The organism is Prevotella melaninogenica ATCC 25845 (assembly GCF_000144405.1).
Taxonomy (GTDB): Bacteria; Bacteroidota; Bacteroidia; order Bacteroidales; family Bacteroidaceae; genus Prevotella; species Prevotella melaninogenica.
In genome coordinates this window covers 722326-736270 of sequence record NC_014371.1, presented here as the reverse complement: position 1 = coordinate 736270, position 13945 = coordinate 722326, and the positions used below count along the sequence as shown (strand labels likewise).

Annotated in this window: 10 protein-coding genes; 1 reads left to right on the top strand and 9 read right to left on the bottom strand. The window is 40.3% G+C overall.

Annotated elements, in window-relative coordinates; all coding sequences use genetic code 11:
- Window positions 1–16: 16 nt before the first annotated feature.
- Genes HMPREF0659_RS09925 through HMPREF0659_RS09910 form a run of 4 tightly spaced genes read right to left on the bottom strand, consistent with a single transcriptional unit; the run spans window position 17 to window position 5583 of the window.
- The gene (locus HMPREF0659_RS09925) at window positions 17–1411 is read right to left on the bottom strand and encodes a sialidase family protein (RefSeq protein ID WP_013265251.1); all 1395 of its coding nucleotides are present in this window, start codon (window positions 1409–1411) and stop codon (window positions 17–19) included.
- 24 nt (window positions 1412–1435) lie between these two features.
- Window positions 1436–3424 (bottom strand): glucosamine-6-phosphate deaminase, encoded by a 1989-nt coding sequence (locus tag HMPREF0659_RS09920; protein ID WP_013265136.1) that lies wholly within the window; start codon window positions 3422–3424, stop codon window positions 1436–1438.
- Window positions 3424–4212, bottom strand: coding sequence for a glucosamine-6-phosphate deaminase (gene nagB / locus HMPREF0659_RS09915; RefSeq protein ID WP_013265450.1), 789 nt, complete (start codon window positions 4210–4212; stop codon window positions 3424–3426). Before nagB ends, HMPREF0659_RS09920 begins: the two co-directional genes overlap by 1 nt.
- Window positions 4213–4266: 54 nt before the next feature.
- Window positions 4267–5583: an MFS transporter gene (locus tag HMPREF0659_RS09910; RefSeq protein ID WP_013265298.1), complete on the bottom strand. Its 1317-nt coding sequence runs from the start codon at window positions 5581–5583 to the stop codon at window positions 4267–4269.
- 257 nt (window positions 5584–5840) lie between these two features.
- Here HMPREF0659_RS09910 and HMPREF0659_RS09905 point away from each other — a divergent pair, with 257 nt between their 5' ends.
- A complete protein-coding gene (locus HMPREF0659_RS09905) occupies window positions 5841–7385 on the top strand; it encodes an alpha-L-fucosidase (protein WP_013265654.1) in 1545 nt (514 codons plus the stop codon).
- 552 nt (window positions 7386–7937) lie between these two features.
- Here the strand turns inward: HMPREF0659_RS09905 and HMPREF0659_RS09900 are convergent.
- The 5 genes from HMPREF0659_RS09900 to HMPREF0659_RS09880 form a co-directional block, all read right to left on the bottom strand.
- Window positions 7938–9821, bottom strand: a complete 1884-nt coding sequence (locus HMPREF0659_RS09900) for a KAP family P-loop domain protein (protein WP_013265210.1) — start codon at window positions 9819–9821, stop codon at window positions 7938–7940.
- A 57-nt stretch (window positions 9822–9878) separates the two neighbouring features.
- Window positions 9879–10760 (bottom strand): hypothetical protein, encoded by an 882-nt coding sequence (locus HMPREF0659_RS09895; protein WP_013265203.1) that lies wholly within the window; start codon window positions 10758–10760, stop codon window positions 9879–9881.
- On the bottom strand, window positions 10750–11127 hold the full coding sequence (locus HMPREF0659_RS09890) for a LytTR family DNA-binding domain-containing protein (RefSeq protein ID WP_226893203.1): 378 nt from the start codon (window positions 11125–11127) through the stop codon (window positions 10750–10752). The genes HMPREF0659_RS09895 and HMPREF0659_RS09890 overlap by 11 nt, the downstream gene beginning before the upstream one ends.
- A 113-nt stretch (window positions 11128–11240) precedes the next feature.
- Window positions 11241–11876, bottom strand: coding sequence for a SanA/YdcF family protein (locus HMPREF0659_RS09885; RefSeq protein WP_044046192.1), 636 nt, complete (start codon window positions 11874–11876; stop codon window positions 11241–11243).
- Window positions 11877–12648: 772 nt separating this feature from the next.
- Complete coding sequence (locus HMPREF0659_RS09880; RefSeq protein ID WP_013265062.1) at window positions 12649–13899, bottom strand: phosphoglycerate kinase; 1251 nt, start codon at window positions 13897–13899, stop codon at window positions 12649–12651.
- Window positions 13900–13945 lie beyond the last annotated feature (46 nt).

Below are 13945 nucleotides of genomic sequence, written 5' to 3'. Positions count from 1 at the left end.
TCGCCTTTCCAGGCTGTTATTTCTTTCTTTTCACTTGCTTTTTTTTTACAGCAAGTGGTGCTTTGGTCTGATGTGCCTTAGCTGCATCAATCACGTACTTAGAACGATCAACGTAAGGAAGAATGTCATATTCTCCATTAGTAATCGCCTTCAATGACAGACTCTTGAACTCAATGTCATAGCCGTCATTCTGTCCGCGTACCTCATACAGGAAGCCGATGCGCTGATTTTTCATAAGTACCATTGTCGAGTAGCATGAAGATTCGTCTGTTACGCGCAAACCTTTCTTCCAGTTGCTACCCAATGCTTTTGCTGTAGAATAGTCAGCGTAAGCTGCCAACTCCTTATAGAAGAAACCTACACTGTCACGACGTGCGCTGAGTGGAACTGACTGAAGGGCTACAAAAAGCTTCTTGCCGTCAGCAACTCGCTTTGCAGGAACAATCAGAATACCACCATTGCAGGCATTTACCTGCTTGCCAGTCATATTCTGTGGCATAACCTCTTCGCCCCAGCTACCTGTAGCCTTCGCTGCATCTTTGTAAGTATAGATGTTGAAGCGTCTGCCTCCGTAAACGTCACGGCAGCTAAGTAATACACTACCATCTGGCATCTCCTCAACCTTTGACTCATCCTGTGCAATAGAAGGAGCCTTTGAAGGAGTACCTAAGACGTGCCATGTGTGACCGAAGTCATCAGAATAGATAACGAAAGTACCGCAACGGTCAACACCTTTCTGACGGATAGGATGTGCGATGTAAAGGCGATAGAACTTGCCATTACGGATGTAACGGCTCTGCATAATCTTACCTGATGTGAGGAAGATACCATCTGGGTTGCCACCATTAGGTAGTTTTCCATCGTATAGACCGTGAATCATCTCGGTAAGATCTGTTCCATTGTCCCATGTCTTACCACCATCAGTACTGTGGAAGAAGTAAGCATGCTGTGGGTTCTGACGGGTTGCTGTTTGGTAGGCACTCTTACCCGCCACACAATGAAGTAACACATTGTCTGATGTGCGGTCAGCAATGATACTTGGGTCACCGAAGGCGGTGCGGATTGGGTCTGCTGCATGCTCATTACCGCGTGCCACGCAAACAGTGTCAGACCAAGTCTTACCAAAGTCCTTACTCGTCTTCATGACAATGTTTATCTGCCACAAACCATTTCTATTGTTCCATCCCACGTCAGTATGACTAAGGCGGAAGTCGCAAGCAGCTAACAATGTTCCCTTACGTGTCTCAGTAATTGCTGGGATACGATAAGGAACTGGGCTGTTTGCCCTATCAAAAACGATGGTGGTAAAACCATCATCGTTCTTGATATTGTTGCTCTTCTCTGTTCCTACTGCACCTACCTGTAAGAGTGAGGCGCAGAGGGAAACAGTTAATAAGATCTTCTTATACATTAATTCTTGTTTGTCTTATAAGTACTAAAACTTGTATTCAACAAATGCTTCCATAGCCTCATAGCAAGCTAAGCCTAAGTCATCATAGAGTTTAGCTGTACCACGATTGCGGTCTTCTGAACGCTGCCAGAAGAGACGCTCGTCATTACCAAGGAATGGAGCACTTTCCATCTGACTCTGGTGTTTGAGGATAGAGTTACGCTTTGCACGTAGCTCTTCAGGACTGATAGGAACACACATTTCGATGTTCTCAATTTCCCATTCTGCCCATGCACCACGATACATCCACACACGACAATCCTTCAACCACTCCGCCTTAGCTTCCTTCTCAAGGTCAACAGCAGCAAGAACAGCATCTGTACACTTACGGTGAGTACCATGTGGGTCAGCCAAGTCGCCAGCTACATAAATCTGATGAGGTTTTACCTTAGTGATGAGTTCTCTTACAATGTTCACATCAGCTTCGCCCATTGGAAGTTTCTCAATCTTACCAGACTCATAGAAAGGAAGGTCGAGGAAGTGAACATGGTCGAGAGGAATCTGATTGAAGGTTGAAGCAGTACGTGCCTCGCCACGACGGATAAGTCCCTTAATGGTACGGATATCCTGTGAATCGATGTCACCTTCTTTCTTATTCTTCAAGAATTCCTTAATCTCTTTGTACTTAGACTTAATAACCTCATCTTGCTCATTAGCAAAGAGTTGATTGAAGCCATTGATGAAGTGCATGAAACGTACAACTTCCTCATCACCTACAGCGATGTTACCAGATGTCTCGTAAGCTACGTGAACGTCATGTCCCTGCTGTACCAAACGACGGAGGGTACCACCCATTGAGATAACATCATCGTCAGGGTGTGGAGAGAATACAATCACTCTCTTAGGGAATGGTTTAGCACGTTCTGGGCGATAGGTGTCGTCAGCATCTGGTTTACCACCTGGCCAACCTGTAATTGTATGCTGGAGATCATTGAAGATTTTGATATTTGCATTGTATGCAGAACCATAGAGCGCAAGGAGTTCGCTAAGGCCATTCTCATTATAGTCCTTGTTGGTCAACTTGAGAAGTGGCTTACCTGTAATCTGGCAAAGCCAAACAAGTGCAGAGCGTACTAACTTATCTGTCCATTTGCATGAAGCAACAAGCCAAGGATGCTGAATACGTGTCAACTTAGCGGCTGCAGAGAGGTCAATAACAACATGTGCGTCGTTATGTGTCTGCAAGAAAGATGCTGGAATAGCATCACTTACTTTACCCTCAACAGTCTTCTTGATAATTTCAGCTTTCTCTTCGCCCCATGCTGTAAGGAAGATCTTACGTGCAGAGAGGATAGTGCTAACACCCATAGTGATAGAACATGGAGGAACTGACTCCTGAGAACCGAAGCTCATCTTCATCTCCTCACGTGATGTCTCATCAATCAAGATAAGGCGAGAAGCAGATGTAATGCTTGAACCTGGCTCGTTGGTAGCGATATTACCCATACGGCCAATACCCAAAAGGATAACATCAAGACCACCTAATTCCTTAATATGCTGCTCGTACTGACGGCAATGCTCCTGTACATCATTCTGAGCAATAGTACCATCTGGTGTAAAGATGTTCTCTACATCAATATCAATATGATTCAAGAAACGCTCTTTGAGCTGATTGATACCACGATTTACGTTTTCTTCGCTCAGTGGGAAGTACTCGTATGCATTGAATACAACAACATTCTTGAAACTCAACTTGCCAGCTTGATGACGCTTGATAAGTTCGTGGAAGATAGGAGTGAGGGAAGAACCAGAGCCTACGCCCATAACATACTTTCTTCCTTCCTGCTCTCTCTTCTTGATGTCTGCCTCAAGGTGGTTAGCAATGTCGATAGCTCCTTCTTCAATCGTTGGGAAGATATCAGTAGGAACCTTCTCAAAACGTGTTATCTCCGAGCGTTCAATAGCTGTTGCTGGACGATAAAACTCCTCAGGTATTTGATTGAGTACAATCTGTGAACTTAAATTCAGTTTCATTACAAGTTCTCCTTTTCTATGTCTTTAAAGTATTTGTATGTTTCTACAGTTAACTTGTCTGTTGCGCTTTCATCACAAACAATGATACCATGCTCGTGCATCTGTAAAGCACTGATAGTCCACTTCTGTGTGAGTGGGCCTTCTACAGCTGCACGCAAAGCTTCTGCCTTGTTGTGACCATTTACAAGAATCAACACTTCCTTTGCATCCATTACTGTACCAACACCTACAGTCAGTGCATGTACTGGAACCTTGTTAGGATCATTGTCAAAGAAACGTGAGTTTGCAATACGTGTATCTGATGTCAATGTCTTGATACGAGTACGTGAACGGAGAGATGAACCCGGTTCGTTGAATGCGATGTGTCCATCAGGACCGATACCACCCAAGAAGAGGTCGATACCACCTGCCTCACGAATCATCTCCTCATAATGCTGACACTCTGCCTCGAGGTTCTCTGCATTACCATTCAAGATATGAATGTTCTCCTTTGGACAGTCGATGTGGTTAAAGAGGTTCTCAGCCATGAAGGTGTGATAGCTCTGTGGGTGACTCTCTGGTAAACCAACATACTCATCCATGTTGAATGTAACAACATTCTTAAAGCTTACCTTACCTTCTTTATAAGCCTTTACCAACTCAGCATACATGCCCTCTGGTGAAGAACCAGTTGGCAAACCGAGTACAAAAGGCTTGTCTTGATTCTTAGCAGCATTAATACGCTCAATAACGTAGTTTGCTGCCCATTTAGATAACTTTTCGTAGTTAGGTTCTATGATTAATCTCATAATCTTTGTTTTTAATTATTATGTTTTGGTTTATTATGTTATAAAATTCTTTTCTTATGCTTCAAGTTTTTCTGTCTTCGTATCATCTGTATAGGTGAATGGGACAAACCATGTAACCAACAGTGCTGGAATAGTACATACCAATACGAAGATAAAAAACTGGCGATAACCCAAGAAATCGCTGAAAACACCACTCAACATACCGGGTAACATTACGCCCAAGTTCATGATACCACTTGCGAAAGCGTAGTGTGCCATCTGGTGTTTGCCAGGTGCAATCTGTTGCATCATAAAGAGGGAGAGTCCAACAAAGCCGAAGCCATAGCCGAAGTATTCCATTACGATAGCACCACCAATCAACCAAAGGCTCTCTGGCTGATAGATAGCTAAGAATGTATAAGCTATGAATGGGATATTGAATACCAATGCAAGTGAGAAGAGACTCTTTTGCAGTCCTCTCCATGCAATATAATAGCCTGCAAGAATTGAACCGATGACAAAGGCTGCAGCACCAAAGGTACCATAGCAAAGTCCAATCTCTTGTTCACTCAATCCTAAACCTTGGTCGGCACGTGATGCCTTGAGGAAGAGAGGAACAATCTTCATTACAAATCCTTCAGCAAAGCGATAGAGGATGATGAAGAAGATATAATATACTATGTGTTTCTTCTTGAAAAAGTCGATAAATACCTCAACAAGTTCACCTAACGATTCTTTTAATGTTTTAGGAGAATCAGTTGTAGTCTTCTTTGGATTTGGGAGTATAATGATGTGGTAACAGCCTATCAGTAACATGATTGTAGCGATAATAAACATGATAAACATCCATGCCTTTGTTACTCCGAAATGTTCAATAAACGTACCTGCAAGGTAGACTAATCCTCCAGTCGCAGCAATCTTTGCAATGTTATAGAATGCTCCTTGCCAACCAATCCATCGTGCTTGCTCTTCGTTTGAGAGCACAGACATATAGGTTCCGTCTGCTGCAATATCATGCGTAGCACCACTCATCGCGATAACAGCAAGTATCGCTATTGTGACGGGGAAGAAGAAAGGAAGATGAAGGGCAAAGGCTACTAAGGCAAAAAGCACACCTGTAAGCAGCTGTGTCAATACAACAAAGAACTTCTTTGTCTTATAAATTTCTAAGAACGGGCTCCATAATGGTTTTAGGGTCCAAGGAAGCATGATGAGAGAGGTCCAAAAGGCTATCTGTCCATCAGATACTCCCATTCCTTTATACATTAATGTACAAACCATATTGAGTACGACGAAGGGCATACCCATGGCAAAATAAAGCGTAGGAACCCATGTTGCTGGACTATGCAGCATCTTGTTTTCCTCTTTTAGGTTCTTAGGGTTTAGACTCATTTTCTTTATATAGGATTTCTAAAGAAAGTAACAGTTAAAGAGAGGTTTTTACTTATCAAAAAAGTTTTATTTAACTTTAATTTACCAATGCAGTGAATCTCTAACTTTGAAAACCGCACTTCTTTGAATTCTTACTATTGTATATATAACGCTTATAAATGTGTTTTATTGTGAACGTATTTGGTTTTCTCGACGAAAATATTTAAATTTGCCGTAGAATATTAAAATTACATTTATAAATCATTACCTATATAATTATGTGGCTGAATTCTTATTCCCATTTTTTTAAGGCAACGATAGCTTGTGCAAGCTTATTATTCTCGCCGGTAGTTCTTCCATCGCTTCATGCTCAGGAGCAGAACGTTGTAATAATCAATCCGACAGATTCTCCTGCGGAAATTGTTCGTAAGGCAGCAAATGTCGTTCCTTCTGCTCGTCAGTTTAATTGGCAGCGTCAGGAACTTACTGCTTTCTTGCATTATGGTATAAACACCTATACTGGTAGAGAGTGGGGCGATGGTAAGGAGTCACCAGCTATCTTCAATCCTACTGACCTTGATGCTGATCAGTGGATACGTGAGTTGAAGGCAGCAGGCTTTAAGTGTGTTATCCTTACTTGTAAGCACCATGATGGTTTCTGTTTGTGGCCATCGGCTTATACAGAACATAGTGTTAAGAACTCTCCATGGAAGAAGGGTAAAGGTGATGTTGTACGTGAGGTGAGCGATGCCTGCAAGAAGTATGGTATGGATTTTGGTGTCTATCTCTCTCCTTGGGATCGTAATTCAGACCTTTATGGAACAGAAGCTTATAACGAATTCTTTGTTAAACAGTTGACTGAATTGCTTACACAATATGGTAAGGTAAGTGAAGTGTGGTTTGATGGTGCTTGTGGTGAAGGACCAAATGGTAAGAAGCAGGTGTATGACTTCGTACGTTGGTATGAGCTTATTCGTAAGTTGCAGCCAGAGGCAGTGATAGCTGTTATGGGACCTGATGTTCGTTGGGTTGGTACAGAGACTGGTCGTGGTCGTGAGATGGAATGGAGTGTTGTGCCAAAGGACAATCTTGATCAGGATGCTATTGCAAAGAACTCACAGAAGGAAGTACTGACTGCACCTGCTGGTGATATGATGGGGCAAGACCTTGGTAGTCGTAAGAAGATTGAAAAGGCAAAGTCACTTATTTGGTATCCTGCTGAGATTGACGTATCTATCCGTCCAGGATGGTTCTATCATGAGGATCAGGATAGCAAGGTGAAGTCGCCTAAGGAACTGATGGATATCTATTTCACATCTGTTGGAATGAATGGTGTACTCCTCTTGAATCTTCCTCCTAACAAGGAAGGTAAACTCTCTGAGGCTGATATAAGAAGTCTTCGTGGTTTCCGCCAGTTGTATGCAAACACCTTCACTGATAATCTCTTGGCAAAGGCAAAGGTTACTTGTGCGCTTTCAGAGGGTAAGGGTCGCAATGTTGTTGACGATAATTATGACACATCTGTGCGTCCAAAGATGAAGGATGGTAAGGCTGTCTTCTCATTCAAACTGAATAAACCTGCTACTTTCAATGTCCTTTCTGTGCAAGAGGATATCCGTAAGGGACAGCGTGTGGAGAAGTTCTCACTCGAAGTAAAAGATGCTAAGGGCAACTGGAAGAAAGTAACAGAGGGTACGACCGTTGGTCATAAGCGTTTGCTTAAGTTCCCTGTTGAGACTGCTAAGGAGGTACGCCTTATCATCAGTGAGGTGCGTGCCGTACCTGCTATCTCTGAGATTGGTTTGTACCGATTAAGAGAGTAGGCTATTATTCTTAGGCTTATTGCAATAAGTTATATAAAAAAGGACGCACAGGTTGTGTGTCCTTTTTTATTTTTTTTGTGTCCGATAAAACTTTTTTGGAGTTATCTGTGTTAGTTAAAATAAACTTAAACTTATGATTTCATTAATTTATCTGGTTATTATAGGGCTTTCCTTGTCAATATAAGCATATTTTATAATGCTTACAGTTTGAAAGTGAAAACCAAGCTCCTGGATAAGTAAAACGGCTGCAACACCGATGGGTAAAGAGATACATAGCTTTCAGTTTATTTTTACCGGACAGCAATATTTTATTTTATTCTAAGTTTTGTATTTGTTTGATAAATAGTGGATAGGATTTTGGAATGGAGAGCTTTATTACAAGTCTTTGGTAACAATGCATTGATAGAATAATGAAAGTTATTTTTTTGTGAAAGTAAGATACCCTCTTACTTTTATGTAATAAATGCATTGAATAAAGTAGATTACTTTAATATAGTGCAAAATTTCAGTCTTAAATAGTTGTTTTTATGTTTAAACACAGTGCAGCCTTGCCTAAGAGATCTCTATTACTCCATTATCCCCTTTTGCTCTTCTTATCGCGCCATCAAGGTATTTCATAAGCCTACAGAGGCAATATTTATCAAGCGGCTTTCTTCTTTGGCTTTCTTTTTCTAATTTTCTTTTCAGTTCAGAAAGAACAGGTAAGTCGTCTGAATAGTTGTTGCATCCTTGTCCTAATTGAGCATAAAAGATATAATGCTTACTAAAAAAACGTCCTAATATTGCAAGACTTTTATTACTCAATTGGCGAACATTATTGTATAAACAATCTACATTAATATTTTTAAACGCGGAAATCATATCATAAGAACATTGATGGTCGGATGTGGCTTCTTGGCTTAATCCTACTAATGATTCGATATTTTCGTCAGTGAGATTTAATAGTGCATTTTCAAACTTGTCCTTTATATTTTTTTCGTATGTTTCAAATATTTCTTTTGTAAAATCTAAGAAGTCATTTTCGATTTTGGATCTTTTTAAGTTGTTGATATAATGTATTCCTTGGTAAAATGAATTTCTTAATTCGTAAAGTTCTTCTTTGTTTGTCTGATTGGAATAGATTTCTTTAATATAGATTTTAGCTAATGATATAGTTTCTGACTTAAAACAGTAGAGCCCTTCTTCGTCAAAGAATGATAGGAGAGAAACTGATTGTCCCCACATATACATATTTGGAATTTTATTATTTTCTATATCATCAATTAATGCAGAGCACTCTGTTTCAAAAGTTTCAGATGACATGTTAATAAAGTCAGATAGTTTGTTTTGTGGTGTAGTTACATGTTGTATTTGCTCAAGTAAATTCTTAACGTATGTTTGAAGACTATTGCCAGTTTCTATTTCATATACAATGTTATTAATATGGTTGTGATTGAGAATTTCAAAATTATATTTTTCTACTACCTCTCTATATTTGTTTTGTAAATTACTTAGCCTATCCTGCGTTTCTTTATCCCCTGCTACTGCTGTTGTATAATTCCAATGCCATTCTGTAAATAAGTCATGATACTCACCACGATATTCACAGTAAGTCGCAATATATGTTGCTAAAATTGATTGCATCAATTGGACATTCATTTCAGTTAATTCTTTTCCAACTTCTAAAAATAAGGTGTCAAAATCATATAAACACTGCCTTAAAATGCGAAGGTTGTTACAGTTTGTAGCGTTAAAGATGTCTGTAATTAGCTCTTTTTGATTTTGTAACCATTTTGATAGAGGGATGTCGTTAGTAAGGAAATGGGTAATAGCAGTGTCAATATCAGGTTCAAGTTCAAATTCACGACCTACAGTTTTTTCTTTGAATTCTACTAATATCTGTTTTGTTTTATCACACGCGTGTGTTTCATCGCCTACAAGTATTACATGACAAGAGCCATGTTCTACAAAATTGTTGATATATCCTAATAGAAGTTTCATATCTATTAGACATCGTTCTAAATCATCAAATACTATTAACTTTGTTTCAATGGTTTGCTTAAGGTCTGATGTTAAAAGTGAAAAAGAGTCCAAAGTCGCATCTAAAGAAATGTCGTCTTTACCATCATTATTCCAGTCAAGCGATGTTTTGAATGCAAGTTTTCCAGCTACTTTGAAAAGTTTCTTTGTAAACTCTGCACCTTTTGAATATAAATAGGGATGTAAAGCACTATCTATGGCTTTTGTAATTTGTGATGTCTTGTTTAAGCCATATAGAGATACATATATTGGGTCAAGTGTATTTTCACCTTCTTGGAAATCTTTCTTATATTCTTTTATCCAGTTAGAAATGAAAAATGTTTTTCCACATCCCCATTTACCTTTAAGCATTACTGCGTACTGTGGGTCAGGATTAGTCATGTAATTATTTAGGTATTGTGAAATTTGTTCGTTCATATAAATTCCTCCAGTTTTGTTGTTTTATAAGCTAATGAATATAAGAATGAAGTTCTCTTAATTTTTGAATATCAATAAGTTATCTTCATACCCATTCCAGTCAGCCACTCCACAGATACTATCTGTTGGGGTGCGATAGAAGGTGTTGCCGTTGTTTCCACCTGTCAGATAAACGGCATCAGTAAAGCCATAGTCAGCAAGGGCTTGTGCAAAGTCGTAGAGGGACTCTTTGTGTATAGTCTCAACATACCAAATCGTTGTAGAGCCTGCCTTACGTGCTAATGCACAGCGTGTCACTTTTCCCTTTAAGGCAAACTGCTCCTCACATATTTGTCCTGCCGATACGAGGGCAAATTGGCGGAACAGACTTCCATTGTGGGCTTTGATATACTCCTTTATGGAATCGTCTTGACCGATGCCTATTTGCCACTTGTCGCCAACAATAGCTACAAAGCCAGCCTTATTATGGTTGCTGGCATACTCCTTACCATGATAGATAAAGTCGCCAATGTATTTATATTGATGGTTTTCATCCCAATAGAAGTCCCAACCATGTGTGACAAGACAGACGGTAGAGTCGCTGTCAGAAGGGGCAGTGCGAGATAGGGTAGGTGTGAGTCCATGCAGTTCGTATAGTCTCATACTCACGCCATAGAGTGAATCTACCTTCATCGTTACCCCTTGTAAAGAGTCTGTTGGCATCTTCTCCAAGTCACGAATGATTTCTGTTGACGTGCGACTTAATGGGTAATCAAAAGCGAGGGTACGGCTGTTTGCTTTCTGCCAGAAGTAGAAGGTTGCTGCAGAAAGGGCGATAAAAGCAAGTGCAACAATTCCTATCCACCATCTTCGGGATGCTGGTTGCTGCTTGTCTGTTAGCTGAGAAGGTTTGAATTCCGTACCTCCTAAGAACTGAATATCGTCGTCACTATAACTCATTCTGCTTTTGTTTTATACCCTCTTCAAGGAGCTGCAACGCTTTGTGTGAGATAGAGTCGAGTACTATCTTCTGTGATAGTTCTTTTCTCCACAGGCTCAGCTGGTCCTTCTTCGTGTCAATTCTACTGATATAGTGAAGGTTGAGAACGTATTGTTTACCCACCCTTACGAATACAATTTCTTGCTGTCTCATCTGTTGATCAATGAGTTCTGTAATGGCTTTGAGGTTCATCCATAACTGTATCTCCTCACCATTTGAAAGCGTCATCACACAGTAGTTGCCGTCTGATCGGATATAAAGAATCTCGTCAAACGCCAGTCGCATCATTTCTGTGCTTCCGTTTTGTATGATTAACAGCTGTTTCACTACTTATTGTCAACAAATTGTTATAGTACTGCAAATTTAGTAATAAAAAGCTATACTCTTGTTGCTTTGTATAGAAAATCTATTTCTTGCACCCTATTAGTGGCTTAGGATAGCTACTCACAGAAGTCTTTTCGATGTGTAATATACAAGTCAATAAAGAGTTTAACTCTTGCCAATAACTCCCTTATATGTGTCCATATAGCCCTTGGATGTCGTACGTCATCAGCATTATATCCTACTGCTTTAATATTCATCTTGTCTGCCAAGAAGATGCTACGCTCATTGTGCCACTTTTGTGAGATGATAATCATATTGTTAACCCGAAAGTTTTGTTTGATATTTCTCATAGACAGTAGGGTACGATAACCCTGTCCGTCCATTGTGATGATACTATCAGGGACACCTCTTTCTATAAGGTCGTGGCGCATTGTTTGCGGTTCGTCATATCCTTCCCGCTTGTCTCCACTGATAATAAGTTGTTTGAACTTTCCATGTTTGTAAAGTTCTGTAGTCGCTTTGATGCGTGCCATATAGAAGGAACTCGGTCTTTTACCGTCTCTTGCCTTTGGGTTAGTGCCGAGCAGTAAGGCTGTCTGCATGGTGGGAACTTCATTGATATCATTGAATGTTCTACCTTTTGCATTCTTGTCAACAATAATATTGCACAATAAGATTATAGTTCCAAGTAGGGCAATGATAGCGGTGGTGGAAAGAATGATTTGCTTTTTCCTTTGTTTGTTTCTTTTCATCTGTTTATTTTTTCTATGTATCAAAGCTTTGCGCATGTAAGTGCGATAGTTTTGATAGGGTCTTTTAATTATCTCGATGCAAAGTTAATGTTTATCTCTTATCTACTCTTATCTTTTGTCCACCTGCTGATGAAATGGTGCTGAGGGTGTATGAAACTGCAAGTTTTTAATTCATAATTCACAATCCATAATTATGATTACTACATTAATTTATAATTCATAATTCACAATCCATAATTATGATTACCGATAAAGGTAAAGTTTAAAGGAAAAAACATAAAGTTCAAATCATAAAGTTCAAAGTTCAAACTTCAATGTTCAAAGGGAATGAGGTTTAAAGGGCATAAATGTTTACAAAAAGGTGCGGGGAAGATGCAGATAAAAGCTCTATAAGGGTACAATTTTAGTGCCTTTGTAAGTAGTTTGTTATCAAATAGTTGTGAGCGCGATTTTCAATAGGTGCTTAGTAAGGGTGCAAAAGGGCGTTAGTAAGGGTGCAAAAGGGCATCTTTTAGAAGCCAATTAGGCGTTAATTCAACTCCGATTAGGCATCTACTAAAATTGTAGGCATGAAGTTTTTATTACAAAAGAGTGTCGATTGATGAAGATTATAACCTGTTGTTAAGTTGTAAATCGTTAATTAGTTTTCTGTAAATCATTAGATACTACTCTCGTATATGGTTCGTTTTCTCGTTTAGTTCTCTATATAAAGAAAGCCGTCACTTCATGATGAAGCAACGGCTTGTGTATATTTGAGAGATAGATAAATCTCTTACTTCTCGATAGCAGCTACACCTGGGAGTACCTTACCCTCGATAGCCTCGAGCATAGCACCACCACCGGTAGATACGTAAGAAACCTTGTCAGCAAGACCGAACTTGTTAACAGCTGCAACAGAGTCACCACCACCAACGAGAGAGTAAGCGCCGTTCTCCTGAGTTGCCTGTGCAACAGCCTTAGCAATCTCACCAGTTCCTTTAGCGAAGTTCTCCAACTCGAATACGCCTACAGGACCATTCCAAAGGATTGTCTTAGAAGCGAGGATAATCTTCTTCCACTCCTCGATGCTCTCCTCTGATGCGTCCATACCTTCCCACTCATCAGGAATCTGGTCGATTGGGAATACCTTACGCTCTGTATCGTTAGAGAAGTCCTTACCACAAACAGTAGCAACAGAGAGTGAAAGGTTTACGCCCTTCTCCTTAGCTGCAGCAATTACGTTCAATGCCTCTGGCATCAAATCGTCCTCGTGGAGTGACTTACCAATCTTACCGCCCTGTGCCTTGATGAAGGTATAACCCATACCACCACCAATGATGAGGTTGTCAACCTTGTCAAGGAGGTTCTTGATTACAGCGAGCTTAGAGCTTACCTTTGAACCACCGATGATAGCAGTGAAAGGATGCTGAGCGTTCTTTAATACGTTGTCGATAGCTGTAACCTCTTTCTCCATGAGGTAACCCAACATCTTGTGGTCAGCATCGAAATAGTCAGCGATAACTGCTGTTGATGCGTGCTTGCGGTGAGCTGTACCGAATGCATCGTTTACATATACGTCAGCGTATGAAGCGAGCTTCTTAGCGAAGTCCTTCTGACGTTCCTTCATCTCAGCCTTTGCAGCGTCGAACTCTGGAGTTCCCTTCTCAACACCTACTGGCTTGCCTTCCTCTTCTGGATAGTAACGGAGGTTTTCAAGCAAGAGAGCCTCGCCTGGTTTCAATGCAGCAGCCTCAGCTTCAGCGTTACCAGCGTCCTTAGCGAACTTAACCTCAACGCCGAGGGCATTGCTTACGTTCTTAACAATCTGGCTCAATGAAAGCTCTGGCTTCACTTTGCCCTTTGGCTTACCCATGTGGCTCATCATGATGAGAGCACCACCGTCAGCCAATACTTTCTTCAGTGTTGGCAAAGCACCACGGATACGTGTCTCGTCAGTTACATGACCATTCTCATCCAAAGGCACATTGAAGTCTACGCGGACGATAGCCTTATGTCCAGCGAAGTTAAAATCGTTAATTTTCATTTGTTTTTTATTATTTGTAACGTTATAATATTCCTATCCGCAAAAA

What these genes read in the sequence shown, in the direction of transcription:
- HMPREF0659_RS09925 (WP_013265251.1), bottom strand. Translation starts at nt 1,411, where the DNA reads ATGTATAAGAAGATCTTATTAACTGTTTCCCTCTGCGCCTCACTCTTA.
- HMPREF0659_RS09920 (WP_013265136.1), bottom strand. Translation starts at nt 3,424, where the DNA reads ATGAAACTGAATTTAAGTTCACAGATTGTACTCAATCAAATACCTGAG.
- nagB (WP_013265450.1), bottom strand. Translation starts at nt 4,212, where the DNA reads ATGAGATTAATCATAGAACCTAACTACGAAAAGTTATCTAAATGGGCA.
- HMPREF0659_RS09910 (WP_013265298.1), bottom strand. Translation starts at nt 5,583, where the DNA reads ATGAGTCTAAACCCTAAGAACCTAAAAGAGGAAAACAAGATGCTGCAT.
- HMPREF0659_RS09905 (WP_013265654.1), top strand. Translation starts at nt 5,841, where the DNA reads ATGTGGCTGAATTCTTATTCCCATTTTTTTAAGGCAACGATAGCTTGT.
- HMPREF0659_RS09900 (WP_013265210.1), bottom strand. Translation starts at nt 9,821, where the DNA reads ATGAACGAACAAATTTCACAATACCTAAATAATTACATGACTAATCCT.
- HMPREF0659_RS09895 (WP_013265203.1), bottom strand. Translation starts at nt 10,760, where the DNA reads ATGAGTTATAGTGACGACGATATTCAGTTCTTAGGAGGTACGGAATTC.
- HMPREF0659_RS09885 (WP_044046192.1), bottom strand. Translation starts at nt 11,876, where the DNA reads ATGAAAAGAAACAAACAAAGGAAAAAGCAAATCATTCTTTCCACCACC.
- HMPREF0659_RS09880 (WP_013265062.1), bottom strand. Translation starts at nt 13,899, where the DNA reads ATGAAAATTAACGATTTTAACTTCGCTGGACATAAGGCTATCGTCCGC.